Source organism: Streptomyces buecherae, assembly GCF_014295035.1.
Classification (GTDB): Bacteria; Actinomycetota; Actinomycetes; order Streptomycetales; family Streptomycetaceae; genus Streptomyces; species Streptomyces youssoufiensis.
Genome location: NZ_CP060404.1, coordinates 4,621,954 through 4,641,184, shown reverse-complemented (window position 1 = coordinate 4,641,184; position 19,231 = coordinate 4,621,954). Strand labels below are relative to the sequence as shown.

Annotated in this window: 10 protein-coding genes; 1 reads left to right on the top strand and 9 read right to left on the bottom strand. The window is 72.8% G+C overall.

Translation table 11 applies throughout. The features are described from left to right. Positions 1-87: 87 nt before the first annotated feature. The 8 genes from tmk to bldG all read right to left on the bottom strand — a co-directional run bounded on the left by tmk (position 88) and on the right by bldG (position 16,037). The gene (tmk, locus tag H7H31_RS17975) at positions 88-3,894 is read right to left on the bottom strand and encodes a dTMP kinase (RefSeq protein WP_187061066.1); all 3,807 of its coding nucleotides are present in this window, start codon (positions 3,892-3,894) and stop codon (positions 88-90) included. A 374-nt stretch (positions 3,895-4,268) separates the two neighbouring features. Then, complete coding sequence (gene topA, locus H7H31_RS17970) at positions 4,269-7,166, bottom strand: type I DNA topoisomerase (RefSeq protein WP_187061065.1); 2,898 nt, start codon at positions 7,164-7,166, stop codon at positions 4,269-4,271. Positions 7,167-7,429: 263 nt separating this feature from the next. Beyond that, a complete protein-coding gene (locus H7H31_RS17965; RefSeq protein WP_187061064.1) occupies positions 7,430-7,627 on the bottom strand; it encodes a hypothetical protein in 198 nt (65 codons plus the stop codon). 594 nt (positions 7,628-8,221) lie between these two features. Beyond that, positions 8,222-9,895 (bottom strand): DUF7059 domain-containing protein, encoded by a 1,674-nt coding sequence (locus H7H31_RS17960; protein ID WP_187064163.1) that lies wholly within the window; start codon positions 9,893-9,895, stop codon positions 8,222-8,224. A 354-nt stretch (positions 9,896-10,249) separates the two neighbouring features. Next, positions 10,250-10,858: a small secreted protein gene (locus H7H31_RS17955; protein ID WP_232109929.1), complete on the bottom strand. Its 609-nt coding sequence runs from the start codon at positions 10,856-10,858 to the stop codon at positions 10,250-10,252. Positions 10,859-11,379: 521 nt separating this feature from the next. Beyond that, positions 11,380-13,782 carry a sodium-translocating pyrophosphatase gene (locus H7H31_RS17950; RefSeq protein WP_187064161.1) on the bottom strand — a complete coding sequence of 801 codons (2,403 nt, stop codon included), beginning with the start codon at positions 13,780-13,782 and terminating at the stop codon, positions 11,380-11,382. A 1,323-nt stretch (positions 13,783-15,105) separates the two neighbouring features. Then, entirely contained in the window at positions 15,106-15,555 is a 450-nt protein-coding gene (locus H7H31_RS17945) for an ATP-binding protein (RefSeq protein WP_187064160.1), read from the bottom strand. Between the two features lie 140 nt (positions 15,556-15,695). Beyond that, positions 15,696-16,037, bottom strand: a complete 342-nt coding sequence (gene bldG / locus H7H31_RS17940) for an anti-sigma factor antagonist BldG (RefSeq protein ID WP_098752640.1) — start codon at positions 16,035-16,037, stop codon at positions 15,696-15,698. Between the two features lie 54 nt (positions 16,038-16,091). Here bldG and H7H31_RS17935 point away from each other — a divergent pair, with 54 nt between their 5' ends. Then, complete coding sequence (locus H7H31_RS17935; protein ID WP_187064159.1) at positions 16,092-18,617, top strand: DEAD/DEAH box helicase; 2,526 nt, start codon at positions 16,092-16,094, stop codon at positions 18,615-18,617. On the opposite strand, the gene H7H31_RS35015 is transcribed toward H7H31_RS17935, so the two are convergent. Next, positions 18,565-19,194: an Rv3654c family TadE-like protein gene (locus H7H31_RS35015; protein ID WP_187064158.1), complete on the bottom strand. Its 630-nt coding sequence runs from the start codon at positions 19,192-19,194 to the stop codon at positions 18,565-18,567. The genes H7H31_RS17935 and H7H31_RS35015 overlap by 53 nt on opposite strands. Positions 19,195-19,231: the final 37 nt, after the last annotated feature.

Here is a 19,231-nt window from a genome sequence, read left to right as displayed (position 1 = left end):
CCGCCGCCGTTGCCGCCGTCCCTGCTTCGGGAGCCGCCCCGGCTGCCGGGCCCGTCCCTGCCTCCGGCGCCACCCCGAGGCCCCGGCTCAGCCCTTGCGGCCCCAGCCCCTGCGGCCGTTGCCCGGGCGGCCGTTGCCCGTGCTGCCCTGGCTGCCGGGGTCCCGCGGTCCGGGCTGCTCGTTCGGGGGCTGGTCGCGGCCGTCGTAGCCGCCCGGAGGCACGTCGTGACCGCCCGGAGGTACGCCGTAGCCGCCCGGGTGGCGCTCATCGGGCCGGGCGTAGTGGCCGCCGCCCGCCGCGTCGTGCGGGCCAAGAAGTTCGTCGGCCAGCGTCGGCAGGTCGTCCAGCGGGGTCTCCTCGGCCCACTCGGGGCGGCGCCGCTTGCGGCCGTGCGGGTCCGCTCCCGGCTCGTCCGCCTGTCCCGCGCCGCCCTGCCCCGAGGGGGCCTGGCCGGCGCCGGGGCCGGAGCCGGCCTGCGACGGGTCGAACTGTGGCAGCTCCCGCGTCCGCTCGTTGCCGGACTCCGGGGCGGCCTGGCGCGCGCCATCGGCACCATCGGCGGCGCCGGACTCGGGCCGGAACATCCACGGCGGCACCCGGTCCGCCGGGTCCGCCGGGCGCTCGGCCTCCGGACGCGCGCCCTCAGCGCCGACCGCGGGCAACACGGCCGTCTCGTCCATCGCGCCCGTGGGCGTCTCCGGCTGGGGCGGCGTCGGCAGTTGCGTGGTCTCCTCCGTGTCCCACGCCTCCGTCGTGCCGGCGGCATCGCGCGTACCAGCGGCATCACGCGCACCCGTGGCCTCGCGCGGGTCCCGCGCACCGTCAGCCTCGCGCGCCTCGCGTGCCGCACCCGCGTCACGTGCCCCCGGCGCGCTGGGCGCGCCCTGCGCCGGGGTGTCCGCCTCGGGGCGCACCCGCGGCAGCACCCACGTCGCGTCGTCGACCGAACCGCCGCTCCGCGCGCCACCGCCCGCGCCGCCACCGCCCGCGGCAGCGTCTGGTCGCGGTGCCCGCGGGTCTATCCGTGGCGTCTCCACCGTCTCCGTCGCGTCGGGGCCCGCGGTGGCCCGGGGCTTGGCGGCGGGAGGTCCAGCGGCCGGGGCCGCGCCGGCGCCCGCCGCGGCCGTACCCGGCGCAGCCGTACCCGCCGGTCCGCCCCTGCCCTCGTCGGACGGCTTGACCAGCGGCGTCGGCACCGTGGGCGCCTCGTCGCGCGCGCTCGGCGGGCCGGGGTTCGGCGGCGCCGTGTCGGTCGCGCCCGGCGCGCCGCCGAGTCCCGGCTCCGGCAGCGCGGCAGCCGCCTCGGCGGCCAGGCGGGCCTGCTCGGCGCGGAGCAGCGCCTCCTCCGCCTTGCGCTGCTTCTCCAGCCGCCGCGCCTCGGCCTCGGCCCGCAGTCGCGCCTCCTCCTTGGCCTGCCGGCGCTGCCGCTCCTCCTCCGCGGCGCGGGCGCGCTCCTCGGCCTCACGCCGCTGCCGCTCCTGCTCGGCGAGCCGACGCTCCTCCTCGGCCCGTTGCCGGGCCTCCTCCGCCTGCCGCTCGGCCTCCAGGCGCTTGGCCTCCTCGGCCTCGCGGCGCTTGCGCTCCTCCTCCTCGGCCCGCAGCCGGGCGAGCTGCTCCTGTCGCTCGCGCTTGAGCCGCTCCTCCTCGGCCTTGCGCGCCGCCTCCTCCTCGGCCCTGCGGCGGGCCTCTTCCTCCGCCTTCCTGCGCGCCTCTTCGCGGGCCTCGATCTCGGCCTGCGACAGCGGCAGCACCTGGTCGAGGCGGTGCCGTACGACCGTGCTGACGGCCTCGGGCTCCTGGCTCGCGTCGACCACCAGGTAGCGCGCCGGGGCCGCGGCGGCCAGGGTCAGGAACCCGGCCCGCACCCGCTGGTGGAACTCGGCGGGCTCGGACTCCAGCCGGTCGGGCGCCTCCGTGAACCGCTCGCGCGCGGCCTCCGGGGAGACGTCGAGCAGCACCGTCAGATGCGGAACGAGACCGTCCGTCGCCCAACGCGAGATACGGGCGATCTCGGTCGGCGACAGGTCGCGCCCGGCACCCTGGTACGCCACCGAGGAGTCGATGTAGCGGTCCGAGATCACGACGGCGCCGCGCTCCAGCGCGGGTCGCACCACCGAGTCCACGTGCTCGGCCCGGTCCGCCGCGTACAGCAGCGCCTCGGCGCGGTGCGAAAGGCCCGCGCTGGCGACATCGAGCAGGATCGATCGCAGCCGCTTGCCGATCGCGGTGGCGCCGGGCTCGCGGGTGACCACGACCTCGTGGCCCTTGCTCCGAATCCACTCCGCGATGGCCGTGACCTGCGTCGACTTGCCCGCCCCGTCGCCGCCCTCGAAGGCGATGAAGAAGCCGTTCGCGGCCGGCGCCTCCGCCGGCTCGCCGCCGCGCACCGCGTCCCGCAGGTCGCGCCGCAGCGGCACGCCCTGCCGGTCGTCGGTCTTGCCGAGCACCAGCGCGGCCACCGGCAGCAGCAGCGCGCCGACGAGCATCAGCGTGAACGCCGCGCCGCCGTGCGCGAAGACGAAGTCGCCGTTCGCCAGCCGGTGCGGGCCGATCGCGGCGGCGAGCAGCGGGGCGGCGAGCACGCCGAGCGCGAGGGCGACCCGGACGACCGCGTGCAGGTGTTCCGTCGTGCGCGGCCGGCGCGACTCCTCGGTCTCCTGGTCGAGCAGGGTGTGTCCGATGTTCGCCGCGATGCCCGCCGCGACGCCCGCGAGCAGCGCCAGCATCAGCACCGTCGCCGGGTCGGGGACCAGGCCGGTGGCGAGCAGCGCGAGCCCGGTGGCGGTGATCGCGAGCGCGAACAGGCGGCGGCGCGAGAGCGCGGGCAGCACCCGCGGCGCGCACCGTACGCCGATCACCGGGCCGCCGGCGATCATCAGCGCGAGCAGCGAGAACCCGACCGGCCCGCCCCCGAGGTCAGCGGCCTGGAGGAGGGCGACGCCGAAGGCCGCGGCCATCGCTCCGGCCACCGCCGCGCACGCCGGCACGAGCACCGGGATCGCTCCCGTGCGCCCCTTGTCGGGCGCGGTGGCCCGCGCGCCGCCCGCCCCGCGCACCGGAACCTTGGGCCGGCGCAGGCCCTCCAGCGGGGAGCGCGCGCGAGTGGCCTGCGCGCCGGGCAGTTCCAGAAAGAAGAGGACGGACACCGAGGCCGCGAAGAGGCCGGCGGCGACGTACGAGGCCAGTGCCGGCTGGTGCTGGTGGAACCAGTCGATGCCGGAGCCGAGAACGTTGCCGAGCAGGGTGACGACGAGCATGCCGGCCGCGGCGATCGGCAGCGAGACGGCGGTGGTGCGGAGCGAGAGCCTCCGCAGCGCGTCGAGGTGGTCGGGCAGCGGTCGTACCGCCGCGCCCTCCAGCGGGGGCGGCGGCAGCAGCGCGGGGGCCGCGCCGTCCTTGGCCACCGTCCACAGTCGCTCGGCCACGCCCACCACGAAGGCCGTGACAAGCAGCGATGCCACGGCGTCGGACGGCATCCAGTCGATCCACAGCGGGGCGATCACCAGGAGTACGAGCCGCACCCCGTCGGCGCCGATCATGGTCCAGCGCCGGTCGAGCGGCCCGGAGGGGCCGATCAGCGAGGCCAGCGGCCCGAGCAACACCGCGCCGAACAGCAGCGTGGCCAGCAACCGGGCGCCGAACACCGCGGCGATGGCGAGCGCCGCACCGCGATACCCGCCGCCGAACGCGCCCGCCGCCACCGCCGCCTGGAACGACAGCGCCAGCAGGGCCAGCACGGCGAGTGCGTCACCGATGCCGCTGACGAACTGCGCACTCCACAGCCGTCGCAGCGGTGGGTAGTGCAGCAACGCTCGTACGGCGCGCTCGCGGGAGTCCGCGGCGAGAGCGCCGGCTGAGGAGCTGACGGCCGTTGGCTGCTCGGTTCGCGTCATCCCGCCAGCCTATCCGGGTCACACGAATTGCCGTGCCCGAGCCCGAACATGTGGACGGGCGCACCACGGCATACGCCCGGACGAGTCGGTCACAGCGGGGCGAACCAGCACCGGAGGGGGTCGCTCAGGGGGCGCGTGAGCCCATCGCGCGCCACGGAATCCGCCGTGACCGCCCGTCCGAACTCGGCTACGGACCACGCGATCCGGCCACCGCGCCCCCGCGCCCCTCGCGCCACCTCCCCGCGGGCGGGCGCGGCTCCCACCGAACGCGCGGGGCGTACGCCCCCAGCGCGGCCTCGCGGTCCTGGGGCACGGAAACGGGCCGCGCCGGCGGAGCGGCGCGGCCCGTCGACCGCCGTACGTACCCGCGTGCGCTACTCCGACGCGTCGCCCGTCGACCTGGACGCTGTCGCGGCCTTCTTCGCCGGCGCCGTGGCGGCCTTCGCCGCCGACGCCGTCGTCTTCTTGGCCGCCGTCTTCTTCGCGGTGGTCTTCTTCGCCGCCGTCGTCTTCTTGGCCGCGGTCTTCGCCGGCGCCTTCTTCGCGGTGGACTTCTTCGCCGGTGCCTTCTTGGCCGTCTTCTTCTTCACCGGCCCCTTGGCGCGCTTCTCCGCGAGCAGCTCGTAGCCGCGCTCGGGGGTGATCGTCTCGACATCGTCATCACGGCGCAGCGTGGCGTTGGTCTCGCCGTCGGTGACGTACGGGCCGAACCGGCCGTCCTTGACCACCACCGGGCGCTCGCTCACCGGGTCGGTGCCCAGCTCCTTGAGCGGCGGCTTCGCCGCGGCCCGGCCGCGCTGCTTGGGCTGGGCGTAGATGGCCAGCGCCTCGTCAAGCGTGATCGTGAAGAGCTGGTCCTCGGTCTCGATCGATCGCGAGTCGGTGCCCTTCTTCAGATACGGCCCGTAACGGCCGTTCTGTGCGGTGATCTCCTCGCCGCTCTGCGGATCGACGCCCACCACGCGCGGCAGCGACATCAGCTTGAGCGCGTCCTCCAGCGTCACCGTGTCCAGCGACATCGACTTGAACAGCGACGCCGTGCGCGGCTTGACCGCGTTCTTGCCGGTCTTCGGCGTGCCCTCGGGCAGCACCTCGGTCACATACGGTCCGTACCGACCGTCCTTGGCGACAATCTGTCGCCCGGTGTCCGGGTCGGTACCGAGTTCGAAGTCACCGCTCGGCTTGGCCAGCAGCTCCTCCGCGTACTCCACGGTCAGCTCGTCCGGCGGCAGCTCGTCGGGCACGTCCGCGCGCTGTCCCGGCTCGCCCTCGGTCGGCGAGGGCTTTTCGACGTACGGGCCGTAGCGGCCGACCCGCAGCACGATGCCGTTGCCGACCGGGAACGAGGACACCTCGCGGGCGTCGATCGCGCCGAGGTCGGTGACCAGTTCCTTCAGGCCGCCGAGGTGGTCGCCGGCCCCGCCCGCGGCGGGGGCGGCGGCGATGTCGCCGGCCGTCGGGTCGCTCTGGTCAATCCCGAAGTAAAAGCGTCGCAACCACGGCACGGCCTGGGCCTGACCGGCGGCGATCCGGTCGAGATCGTCCTCCATCTTTGCCGTGAAGTCGTAGTCGACCAGCCGGCCGAAGTGCTTCTCAAGGAGCCCGACCACGGCGAAGCTCAGGAAGGACGGCACCAGCGCGGTGCCCTTCTTGAACACGTAGCCGCGGTCCAGGATCGTCCCGATGATCGACGCGTACGTCGACGGGCGGCCGATCTCGCGCTCTTCCAACTCCTTGACCAGCGACGCCTCGGTGTAGCGGGCCGGCGGCTTGGTGGCGTGGCCGTCGACCGAGATCTCCTCGGCGGTCAGCCGGTCGCCCTCGGCGACCTGCGGCAGCCTGCGCTCGCGGTCGTCCAGTTCGGCGTTCGGGTCGTCGGCGCCCTCGACGTACGCCTTCATGAAGCCGTGGAAGGTGATCGTCTTGCCCGAGGCCGTGAACTCCACGTCCCGGCCGTCGCTGGCCTGGCCGCCGATGCGCACGGTCACCGAGTCGCCGACCGCGTCCTTCATCTGGGAGGCGACGGTCCGCTTCCAGATCAGTTCGTACAGGCGGAACTGGTCGCCCGTGAGCCCCGTCTCCGCGGGCGTGCGGAACCGGTCGCCCGAGGGGCGGATCGCCTCGTGCGCCTCCTGCGCGTTCTTCACCTTGCCGGCATAGCTGCGCGGCTTGTCCGGCAGGTAGTTGGCCCCGTAGAGCTGCGTGACCTGCGCCCGGGCCGCGGTGATCGCGGTGTCCGAGAGCGTGGTGGAGTCCGTACGCATATAGGTGATGAAGCCGTTCTCGTACAGCTTCTGGGCCACCTGCATGGTCGACTTCGCGCCGAAGCCCAGCTTCCGGCTGGCCTCCTGCTGGAGCGTCGTGGTGCGGAACGGGGCGTACGGGGCGCGGCGGTACGGCTTCGACTCGACCGAGCGCACCGCGAAGTTGGTCTCGGTGAGCGCCGCCGCCAGCGCGCGGGCCTGCTCCTCGTCCAGGTGCAGGACGGCCGAACCGTCCTTGAGCTGCCCGACGGAGGTGAAGTCGCGGCCCTGCGCGACCCGGCGGCCCTCCACCGAGGCCAGCCGCGCGGCCAGGGTCCCGGGGTCGCTGGCGTCACCGGTGCGGCCCGTGGCGAACGTGCCGGTCAGATCCCAGTACTCGGCGGAGCGGAACGCGATGCGCTCCCGCTCCCGCTCCACGACCAGCCGCGTCGCCACCGACTGCACCCGGCCGGCCGACAGCCGCGGCATGACCTTCTTCCACAGCACCGGCGAGACCTCGTACCCGTAGAGCCGGTCGAGGATACGGCGGGTCTCCTGGGCGTCGACCAGGCGCTGGTTCAGCTCGCGCGGGTTGGCCACGGCGGCCCGGATGGCGTCCTTGGTGATCTCGTGGAAGACCATCCGGCGCACCGGGACCTTGGGCTTGAGGACCTCCTGGAGGTGCCACGCGATGGCCTCGCCCTCGCGGTCCTCATCGGTGGCCAGGAAGAGTTCGTCCGACTCGGCCAGCAGCTCCTTGAGCTTCTTGACCTGGTCCTTCTTGTCGTGGTTGACGACATAGATGGGCTGGAACTCGGCGTCGACGTTCACCCCGAGGCGCGCCCACGGCTCGCCCTTGTACTTCGCGGGGACCTCGGCAGCGCCGTTCGGCAGGTCGCGAATGTGCCCGACGCTCGCCTCGACCACGTATCCAGGGCCGAGGTAGCCCTTGATCGTCTTCGCTTTGGCAGGCGACTCGACGATCACGAGTCGTCGGCCGCCCTTCGCGGTCTCGCTGGTCGGGGACAACTTCGCTCTTCTCTCCGGTCGACGCTCAGTGGCTGGGCCACCACGCGTACGGTGCTCGCGGTGGCAATACGGTGACGCTGCGGAGTGTGACGGTACCTCCCGCCTCGGTGTCAAACGGAAAAAGCCCGCAACGCCACTCGAAGGGTAAGCCGATGGTCGCCTAACCACTCCTCCTGCTGCGCACCGCCTAGGCGCTGTCACGGTAACCCGACAACCGGGCCGCGTGCCGCACGGGCCGGCGCTCCACCGGGTCGGTCAGCCGGTCAGACGGAGCTCAGGCACCAGATTCCGCCGACCAACGCGGCGGTGCCGAGAACGGTGGAGAGGACCGCGGCGACCGTCGGGTGCGAGCCGTCCAGGACCGGCTGGCGCTGCCGCAGCCGGACCGCCGTCCACAGCAGCAGCGCGACGCCGAACAGCGCGAATGCCGTGCCAGCGAAGGCCGCGGGTCCACTCTCCATGCGAGGAGGGTGGCACGTACGGGCGGCTTCCGGGCGAACGCCACGTGAACGTCCTCACATCGCTGTCCGCCGGGCCGGCACGCGCGCCCGCCGCTCATTTTCGGCCGAGCCCGAGCCGAACCCAGCCACCGCACGCCGCACACCCCACCCTGCACAACGGCCCCACACTCTCCAGACACCCACACCCCGTCGGCAAATGACAGCGCCGACGGCGAGGCCCCGCCGACGACGACGCGCGCGCCCACCGGGCCGGCGGTCGGCGCACGGGCGGCAGGACCCGGGCCACCCAGCCGGCGCCGGGCTCGGCACAGCGGCACCTCTTTTAACAGGCACCCCGTCCCGCACAGATAGGGCACCGATATGGCACAGATGTGGCGAGCGCACCCTCGCGCCCCACCCATCACTGTCCGTAGCCGCCGGGACACTCGCCCAGCGCCGCCCGCCCGGCGACCGGCGCCCGCCCCTCGCTCACCACCCGCCGCACACCGCCCCGCACGCCCCTCGTGCCCCGGGCCGCCCCCCTCCGTGCTTCTCTCCGCCCCACCCGCTCCGCCGGGCGACGCCCCCGCCCACACCGCGCGGGGCGGACAGCCGCTACGCCTCCGCGTTCCCGACCGGCTCCAGGAAGCCCTGCTCGACCAGCAGCCGGATGGCTTCCGGCGTCCGATCCCGGAGCTGCACCGGGTCCTCGCCCAGCAACTGGGCGATCGCGTCCAGAATCCGCCCCGCACTCAACGAGCCGTCACACACCCCGGCGAACCCGGCGCCGACCGTGTCCACCTTCGTCGCGCGCCGCATGCCCCGGTTCTGCCGCAGCACCACATGCTCCGGGTCCTCCGCACCCGGCAGCCCCACCTGCTCCTGCACCACCTCGGGCGCGAGCCGGAAGCGGGCCGCCAGCAGGGCCGCGTCGTCCGTGGCCCGCAGGAAGTCCTGGCGCTCGAAGTGCGCCCGCACGCTCTCGCCCAGCGGCTGTTCCACTGGGTGCGGCCACTCCTCCACCGTCACCGACGGGTTGGCGGCGCCGGACTTGCGCAGGATGATCCAGCCGAAGCCGACCGCCGTCGTGCGGCGCGCCGCGAACTCGTCCAGCCAGGCGTCGTACCGCTTCGCGTACGCCGCCGGGTCGCCCTGGTGGTCACCGCCGTCCCGCAGCCACAGCTCCGCGTACTGCGCGACGTCCTGCACCTCGCGCTGCACGATCCACGCGTCGCAGCCCGGCGGCACCCAGCCCGCGACCCGGTCCCGCCAGTCCTCCCCCCGCACGTGCTGCCAGTTCGCCAGCAACTGGCAGTACCCGCCGTCCGCCAGGTGCTCGGCCGCACCCTCCACCAGCGTCCGGCACAGGTCGTCCCCGCCCATGCCGCCGTCCCGGTACGTGAACCGCGCGCCGGGGGAGATCACGAAGGGCGGGTTGGACACGATCAGGTCAAACGTCTCCCCCCGCACCGGCTCGAACAGCGAACCCTCCCGGGCCTCCGGAGCAGCCGCCCCCGACAGCGCGAGGGTCAGCCGGGCGAACCGCAAAGCCCGCGGATTGCGGTCGGTCACGGTCACACTGCTGGCGTGCTGGGCGGCGTGCAGCGCCTGAATCCCGGACCCGGTGCCCAGGTCGAGGGCCCGTCCGACCGGCTCCCGGACGGTGATGCCGGCCAGCGTGGTGGAGGCACCGCCCACGCCGAGCACCAACTGCGACCGCGGCACGGCGCGCTGCTCCTCGTCGGTCGGCCCCACATCGACCGCCCCGGCGGCTCCCGCCGGCGCGTCCGACGCGGCGTGCGCCCCGGGTCGTACGGCGATCCCGCCCGCGCCCCCCACCGCGCAACCGAGGTCGGAGACGATCCACCAGTCCTCCCCGCCCGGCCCGCCGTACGGCCGCACGTCCACGCTCGCCCGCACCGCGCCACCACCGGCCGCGCCCGCGCCCCCGCCCGCGCCGGCATCCGAGGCCGGCACCTCGGCGGTGCCGGCGGGCACCAGCCAGCCGTCGGCCAGGCAGTCCTCGACCGGGAGCACGGCGGCGGCACGCTCGTAGGCGACCGGGCGCTGCAACAGGAACAGCCGGACCAGGGTCTCCAGCCCGCTGTCGCCACCGGTCGCGCGGAGCGCCGGCACGGTCTCGCTGCGCCCGAGCGCGGCGTACGCCGGGGCGCCCAGCAGGTCGAGGAGGCCGTCGGCGGTGAAGTCGGCGGCGAGCAGGGCCGCGCGAAGGCGTTCGGCGCGCTGCGGATCGGCGTGGGGCAACTGGTGCGTACTCACGGTCCCCATTGTCGGGGCAACCACCGACAATCGGCGAAGGCCCGGCGCCGCGCCGGGTGTGGCGGGGCGCCGGGCCCGTTGTGCCGCCGCTCTCGCGGGGCCCCGGTTCCGCCCGTACGGCCTTCGTTCCGCGCTCGTACGGGCCGTCAATCCGCACGCACGGGGCCCTCGCCCGCGCTCGCGGCGACCGTCGGACGGCTCCGAGGATCACCAGGTCGGCCTGGTTGGCCGGCGCGCTCGCGCACCGCCACTCGTCCGAGCGCCCGCGCGCGTCCCTCTGGTGAGGCTTCGTCTGGTCGGTCTCTTCTGGTCAGCTTCGCCCAGTCGGGTGGTCGGGACCCCCGCGAGCGCGGCGACGCCCCGTCAGGAACTCGCGCCCGCCGGCGCGTTGGCGTCCATCGAGGGGGCCGGCGCGCCGCCGCTGGGTCGCTGGCAGCCCTTCTGCTTGGCCATCGCTTCGCCCACCTCGCCCTCCTGGAGCCGCTTGAACGCGTCGTCGCTGTTCTTGCCCAGCTTGTTGAGTTCCTCGGCGATGCCGTTGAGGCCCTTGGCGAACTTCGACTTGTCCTTGGTGTCCAGCTTGTCGACGGCCGTCTTGAGGTCCTCGTACGCCCGCGACCTGGCGTTGAGGTCCTTGAGCGCCTCGGTCTGCGCCTTCTCGCCGTCGTCCACCGGAGGCGCGCCCGCGTCCTTGACCGACTTGCCCAGCGCCCGATAGGCGTCGGAGATCTGCTGGAACGCCTGGGAGTCCGTCTGCTGGAGCTTCTTGGAGTCGGGCTCGTCGGCGGCGCCCTGGATGGCCGCGTTGGCGTCCCGGATCTTCTTCAGCTGTGGCTGCATGCCGCCGCAGACCTTCTCGGCCCAGCTCTCGACCTTCTTGTCGCCGTCGTCGCCGTCACCGCCGCCGCAGCCAGTCAGCGCCAGTACGAGTGCCGCACCGCCGGACAGTGCCGCCACAAGCTTCTTGTTCACCGGATTGGTCCCTTCCATGGCCTTCGGCCCCGGAACTTACACGCCCGCAGAGCGAGAGCTACGAGTTGAGCATCCCTTATATGCCCTATTGGGGCTATTTACGCCGCACTGGGCGTGGCGTTCACCTCGCCATCCGGACGACCGACCACCCGCGCACGCCCGCACCCCACACCCCGCACGCTCCCCGTGCCGTGCCGCGCCGTGCCGCGCCGTGCCGCGCCGTGCCGCGCCGTGCCGCGACCGATCCGTATCACACAGCCCGACGGGACGTCACAACCGAAACGCGGCGGGCGGGTGGCGCGCCAATGCACGCCACCCGCCCTCGCGTTACCCCCCGGCGCCCGTGGCGCCACGCCCCGCACCACCCGCCGCCGATCCCCTCCGCTGGCCCCGCCACACACGGCCGCCGCGCGCGGCCACCGACGGCGTAAGGGTGGCCCAACGCGTACCGCCACCGCGTGGCATGCGGTGGCGGTACGCCAGGCGCGCGGCCTGACCAGCGGTGTCGCGCTCGATATGGCTCAGGAAACCACCGCGGGATCGATGTTCTGGGCCTTCCGGTCGACGCTGGGCTCCCCCTCGTCACCGACCGCGATGCCGCGCCGCTTCGAGAGGTAGACCGCCCCGACGATGGCCAGGATCGCCAGTACGGCGATGACGGCCCGCAGGCCCGGGCTCGCGTCGTCGCCGTAGCTGAACTTCACGACCGCCGGCGCGATGAGCAGCGCCACCAGGTTCATCACCTTCAGCAGCGGGTTGATCGCCGGGCCCGCGGTGTCCTTGAACGGGTCGCCGACCGTGTCGCCGATGACCGTCGCGGCGTGCGCCTCACTGCCCTTGCCGCCGTGGTGGCCGTCCTCCACCAGCTTCTTCGCGTTGTCCCAGGCGCCGCCGGAGTTGGCGAGGAAGACCGCCATCAGCGTGCCGGCGCCGATCGCGCCGGCCAGGAACGACCCCAGCGCGCCGATGCCCAGCGAGAACCCGACGGCGATCGGGGCGAGTACCGCGAGCAGGCCGGGTGTGGCCAGTTCGCGCAGCGCGTCCTTGGTGCAGATGTCGACGACGCGCCCGTAGTCGGGCTTCTCGGTGTAGTTCATGATCCCGGGCTTCTCCCGGAACTGCCGGCGAACCTCGTAGACCACCGAGCCCGCCGATCGCGACACCGCGTTGATCGCCAGGCCGGAGAAGAGGAAGACGACCGCCGCGCCGAAGACGAGCCCCACCAGGTTGTTCGGCTGCGAGATGTCCATGCTCAGGTTCATCTCGCCGGCCACGTTCGCGTTGACGTCGTTGACCGCCTCGGCGATCGCGTCGCGGTACGAGCCGAACAGCGCCGCCGCTGCCAGCACCGCCGTGGCGATCGCGATGCCCTTGGTGATGGCCTTGGTGGTGTTGCCCACCGCGTCCAGGTCGGTGAGCACCTGCGCGCCCTCGTCCCGGACGTCACCGGACATCTCGGCGATGCCCTGCGCGTTGTCCGACACCGGTCCGAAGGTGTCCATGGCAACGATGACACCGACAGTGGTGAGCAGGCCGGTGCCGGCCAGTGCCACCGCGAACAGCGCCAGCATGATCGAGGTGCCGCCCAGCAGGAACGCCCCGTACACGCTCAGCCCGATCAGGGCCGCCGAGTAGACCGCCGACTCCAGGCCGAGCGAGATGCCCGAGAGCACGACGGTCGCGGGCCCGGTCAGCGAGGTCTTGCCCACGTCCCGCACCGGCCGCCTGGTGGTCTCCGTGAAGTACCCGGTGAGCTGCTGGATCAGCGCGGCCAACACGATGCCGATCGCGACGGCGACCAGGGCGAGGAACCGCGGGTCACCGTCGTGCGCCAGGATCTCCTTGTCCGTGATGCCGTCGAGGTCGGCGTACGAGGACGGCAGGTACGCGAAGACCGCCGCGGCCACCAGGACCAGCGAGATCCCCGCCGAGATGAAGAAGCCCCGGTTGATCGCCGTCATGCCGCTACGGTCCGTGCGGCGCGGCGCCACCGCGAAGATCCCGATCATCGCGGTGACCACCCCGATGGCCGGAACGATCAGCGGAAACGCCAGGCCCGAGTCGCCGAAGGCGACCTTGCCGAGGATGAGCGCCGCCACCAGGGTCACGGCGTACGACTCGAAGAGGTCGGCCGCCATGCCGGCGCAGTCGCCGACGTTGTCCCCCACGTTGTCCGCGATGGTCGCGGCGTTGCGGGGGTCGTCCTCGGGGATGCCCTGTTCGACCTTGCCCACGAGGTCGGCGCCGACGTCCGCGGCCTTGGTGAAGATGCCGCCGCCCACACGCATGAACATCGCGATGAGCGCGGCGCCCAGACCGAAGCCCTCCAGCACCTTCGGCGCGTCGGCCGCGTACACCAACACCACGGAGGCCGCGCCCAACAGGCCGAGCCCCACGGTGAACATGCCGACCACGCCGCCGGTACGAAAAGCGATCTTCATGGCCGCGTGCGAAACCTCGGTCAGGTCTTTACGCGGCTGACCTTCCTCGGGCGTTGCCGCACGTGCCGCAGCGGCAACTCGCACATTACTGCGAACCGCGAGCCACATGCCGATATACCCGGTCGCCGCCGAGAATCCGGCGCCGATCAAGAAAAAGAGCGAACGACCGCCACGCTGCGACCAGTTGTCGGCCGGCAACAGCATGAGCAGGAAGAACACGACGGCCGCGAAAACGGCGAGGGTACGCAACTGCCGGGCCAGATAGGCATTCGCGCCCTCCTGCACCGCGGCGGCGATCTCCTTCATGCTGTCCGTGCCCTCGCCGGCGGCGAGCACTTGGCGTACGAGCACGACCGCGACGGCCAGCGCCGCCACCGCCACGGCGGCGATCACCAGGACGATCAATCGGTTGCCGTCGGTCAGCTCGGCAGCGGCCAGGGTTGGGGACAGGTCTAGCTGATGAGGGGTAAGAGGCCCCGCCATTCGTCCTCCTTGACGTTTGGCACATGGGCGCGCAGCAGTTTCGCGACCGCGAAACAGCCGCCACGCTCAGGCGTCCTGAGCTCAAGATGTGGACGGATTGTAGGGATCAACGCGAGATCAAAACAGTGCACCTCTAAGGGAATTCGCCTGCATCAGCGGTGATCAAATGGTTCGGCCGCAACAATTTCCCTCATACGAAGGAAAGCGCCCATCGTGCTGACGCCCACGGAATGATCTCAGGGTCTTATGAACGCCCCTGCTCAGAGCTTTGCCCTCACCTCAGGAGACAACAACAAACTGCTTTGGAGCATTACATTTTTCCGCGCCGTTGACGCGCGCCCCGACTTCGTCAAGCAGCGCTTCCCCTCGTCCTGCACTTGCCAAGAGGGCGCGAAGTGGGCGCAACCGAGTCCGCCCCGCCCGCCGGCTCGCGCGCCGGCCGACGGCGCACGGCAACGTCAGCACGAGCCCGCCCCGACGCGCCTGCGGCCGGATACCGCCAACCTCTGCGCTCCGCGAGCACCACGGCCCCGCCGCACACCGACAGCCCGCACACGCCCACCGGCCACCCGGCCACCCGGCCACCCGGCCACCCGGCCACCCGGCAGGATGACGCGCGGCCGGCCCCAGACGTCTGGCACACCCGCCCGAAGCACCGCCGAAATCGCGCCACCGGCGGACCGCGCAGAACGTCGCCAGACCCGGCCTGGAACGGTCGAGATCGACCAAGAACGGTCAGAAGAACCCAGACCTCAGACTCCAAGCCCGAGCCCGATCCGCCAGCCCCAGCCTCATACAGCCGGCACGCCGCGCACCGACACGACGCCTGGGCAGCCGTCAGCGCCCGCAGACCGCTGCAAGAAATGAGAGCTCGGGGAACACTTCCAGACCCCTGCGAGCACGACACCGCCGTCCTCGCACGCACGGCCTGCACCGCTCCCCACACGAGCGCGCACACGCGAGCGCCACCCCGACACGGGCAGAGGCCCGCCACGACTCACGTACGGAACCCGCCCCCAGCCTCGCGTCACCACCCACCGGCGCCACGCGCCTACGGGCTCCCGCGCACGCGAGAACGCGGCTCGGCGCTGCCAGGTACGACAGCCCGAGTGGCCGAGCTCAACGTCAGGATCAGCTCGGGCGCGTCTGGAGCACTCGGGCCGGGCCGGAAGCGGAGAACTGGGGGCCAGCACCGCGCGGTGATCGGCCGCGCGCCAGAAAGAGCCGGACGCACGGACGCACGGACGCACGGACGCACGGACGCACCAGAAAGGGTCAGACGCGTCGAAAAGGGGCCAAACGTGTGAGGAAGGATCAGACGCGTCAGGAAGGGGCGGACGCGTCAGCGGTGGGCCAGCTCATGCGGATCACACCGCCCGCCTCATCCGAGGTCACCTCGACGTCATCGACGAGCCCGCTGATCACCGCGAGGCCCATCTCGTCTTCCGCCTCTGCGCCAGACTCATCGCCCGACAGCGCATCGCCGGCACCGTCGCCATCAGTGGCACGCCCGGGCACGGCTCGCGGCGCCTCGTCCCCGACCTCGATGGAGAACTTCTTCTCCTCCTCGGTCAGGGCCACCCGCACCGGCGCCGAGACACCATTGCTGACGTGCAGTCCGACGGCCCGAGAGCACGCCTCGCCAACGGCGAGCCGCACCTCGTCCAACACGGCTTCGTCGACTCCGGCCCGGCGCGCCACAGCGGCTGCCACCAGCCGGGCGGTGCGGACGTGCTCTGGAAGGGCACTGAAACGAAGTTCGACGGTGGCCATGCCATCCCCCTCGGTCATACGTGCCCTTTTCCGCGTCTACCGAAAAGGGCGAACTCGCGGAGGGGCCGGGCCGTCAGCCCGGTTCCCCCCGCCACGACGATCTTCCACCCCGCACCAGTGGAGCGGGGCGTCCGGCACCGTCAGTCGGTGGCGGAGACGGCGTCATCAACCGAGGTGTGAATGGGGAACACCTTGGTCAGGCCGGTGATACGGAAGATCTTCAGAATGCGCTCCTGGTTGCAGACCAAGCGCAGCGAGCCCTCATGGGCACGCACCCGCTTCAGCCCGCCGACCAGCACGCCGAGCCCGGTGGAGTCGAGGAAGTCGACGCCCTCCATGTCAACGACCAGGTGGTAGCTGCCGTCGTTCACAAGCTCGACCAACTGCTCCCGCAGTTTGGGCGCGGTGTATACATCAATCTCGCCACCGACTTCGACGACCGTACGGTCGCCAACGGTCCGGGTCGACAGGGACAGGTCCACGGAACCTCCAGCACCTTGCATCGAGCGGTCGCCCCCCATGGATCGGCAGCCGCGATGGCATTCAATCACTTACCAGTAGGCGCGCACGACGCCTTGAGCCCATTGTCCGCCACGCCAGTGACAGACTCTGGGTCAATGGCCCACAATCAACTCCCACGGTCCGCTGGGACACGTCGCTCCCCGCGGGCCATGTTGGATCACCTCGCCGCCGGGGCGGACCGGGCAGCGCGCATCACTCATACGGAGCACTTGCCCCCGCGCGCGGGTCAGCATGCCGACTGGCCTTCGCAGATCCGGCCGGAAGTGATCGATGCCATCACGGCGACGGGCATCGACCGCCCCTGGAGCCATCAGGCCCGGGTGGCGGAGCACGCGCTCCGCGGCGAATCTGTGATCGTCGCCACGGGCACGGCCTCCGGCAAGTCGCTCGCCTACCTCGCCCCCGTACTCAGCACCCTGCTCGACGGCGCCGAACTCCCCGGCGACCCGAACACCACCAGGCAGGGCACCCGGGCCCAGGCGAGCCCGCGCACCGGCGCACCGGCCAGTACCCGGCGCGCGACCGCGCTCTACCTCGCCCCCACCAAGGCACTCGCCGCCGACCAGCGCCGCGCGGTCACCGACCTCGCCGAGCCACTCGGCTCCCGCATCCGCGCCGCGGTCTACGACGGGGACACGCCGGTCGAGGAACGCGAGTGGATCCGCGGCTACGCGAACTACGTTCTGACCAACCCCGACATGCTGCACCGGGGCATCCTCCCCGGGCACCCACGCTGGTCCTCCTTCCTCCGGGCCCTGCGTTACGTCGTCATCGACGAGTGCCACACCTACCGCGGGGTCTTCGGCTCACACGTCGCCCAGGTGCTGCGCCGGCTACGCCGCGTGTGCGCCCGTTACGGCGCTGAACCCGTCTTCCTCCTCGCCTCCGCCACCTCGGCCGAGCCCGCGCGGTCGGCCGCCCGGCTCACCGGTGTCACGCCGGTGGAGATCACCGAGGACTGTTCACCGCGCGGCGAACTCGTCTTCGCCCTCTGGGAGCCTCCCCTCACCGAACTACACGGGGAACGCGGCGCGCCCGTCCGCCGTACCGCCACCGCCGAGACTGCTGACCTCCTCACCGACCTCGCCATCCAGGGCACCCGAACCGTCGCCTTCGTGCGCTCCCGCCGCGGCGCCGAACTGATCGCCCTGATCGCCCAGGAGCGACTCGCCGAAGTGGCCACCAGCCTGCGCCACCGCGTCGCCGCCTACCGCGGCGGCTACCTCCCCGAGGAGCGCCGCGCCCTGGAGCGGGCCCTACACAGCGGCCAACTCCTCGGCCTGGCCGCCACCACCGCCCTCGAACTCGGCGTCGATGTCGCGGGCCTGGACGCCGTACTGCTGGCCGGATATCCGGGCACCAGGGCGTCGCTGTGGCAACAGGCCGGCCGAGCCGGACGCGCCCGCCAGGGGGCTCTCGCCATCCTCGTCGCCCGTGACGACCCGTTGGACACCTACCTCGTCCACCACCCCGAGGCCCTGTTCCACCAGCCCGTCGAGTCCACCGTGCTGGACCCCGACAACCCGTACGTGCTCGCTCCACACCTGTGCGCCGCCGCCGCCGAACTCCCGCTGACCGAGGCCGACCTGGATCTCTTCGGTCCGGCCGCCATCGGCTTGTTGCCGCAGCTCGAACAACGCAAGCTGCTGCGCCGCCGCGCCACCGCCTGGCACTGGACCCGGCGGGAGCGGGCCGTCGATCTCACCGACATCCGGGGCGAGGGCGGCAAGCCCGTCCAGGTGGTGGAGGCCGGTACGGGTCGGCTGCTCGGCACCGTGGACGCCGCCGCCGCGCACAGCACCGTCCACGAGGGCGCCGTCCACCTGCACCAGGGCCGCACCTACCTCGTCCGCCACCTCGACCTGGAGGATTCGGCCGCCCTGGTGGAGGAGGCCAACCCGCCCTACTCGACCACGGCCCGCGACACCACCGGCATCGCCATCCTGGAGACCAGCGCCGAAGTGCCGTGGGGCGACGCCCGGCTGTGCTTCGGGTCGGTCGAGGTCACCCATCAGGTCGTCTCCTTCCTCCGTCGCAAGCTCATCACCGGCGAGGTGCTCGGCGAGACGAAACTGGACCTGCCGCCTCGCACCCTGCGCACCCGCGCCGTCTGGTGGACCGTCACCGAGGACCAGTTGGAACGGGCCGACGTCACCGCGGAGGCCCTGGGCGGCGCCCTGCACGCGGCCGAACACGCCTCGATCGGCATGCTGCCGCTGTTCGCGACCTGCGACCGCTGGGACATCGGCGGCGTGTCCGTACCGCTGCACCCCGACACCCTGCTGCCCACCGTGTTCGTCTACGACGGGCACCCCGGCGGCGCGGGCTTCGCCGAGCGGGCCTTCCACACCGCGGCCCGCTGGCTCACCGCCACCCGAGAGGCCATCGCCGCTTGTGAGTGCGCCGCCGGGTGCCCGTCCTGCATCCAGTCACCCAAGTGCGGCAACGGCAACGACCCGCTGGACAAGAAGGCCGCCGTGCGCCTCCTCACCGAACTACTGGCCCAGTCCCCGCCCCCGTCCGCCGAGTCCGCGTCGTAGCCGGTATCGGCGGCCCCAACGCCAGCCCGCGCTCGGGCCCCCGCTGTGCGGCGGTCGCGCCGACGGGCCTCCTGGGCGCTGACCAGGTCAGCGCTATGCCGGACACCACGGCCGCCGGCGCGGGGTGCGGCGTACTCGTCCCGCCGGAGGCCGGGCCGGCGGCCCCCAGCGTCGCCGGACCACGCTCGGCACCAGCATGTCGGACGCTGCCGACCGGGGCGGAAAGCCCCACGGTCGCCGGCCCCGCCCGCGCCCGCACGCGCGGGGTCAGCGCCTTCGACGCTCCGGAGGGAAGCACCGATGCCGCCCGGGCCACCGGCACCTCCGCGACGAGGTCCGCGATCTCGCCGCGTACGGCGCACTTCACCACGTGCGCGCCCTGCCCTCGGGCCACCCGTTCCGCCAGGCCGCAGGCCACACGCTCGCCCTCCAACGCGTGGTCGGCGGCGGCGAGCGCCGCCAAGTCGGCCGCGCCGCCCGCTCGATGCCGGGCGACCACCACCGCCCCCATGGCCAGCACCACGGCGAACACCACGCACAGCGCCGAGGCCGCCACGGCCACCCATATCGTCGCCATCCCGCTGTCCCTCCACCTCCCGCCGCCGCGCACCCTC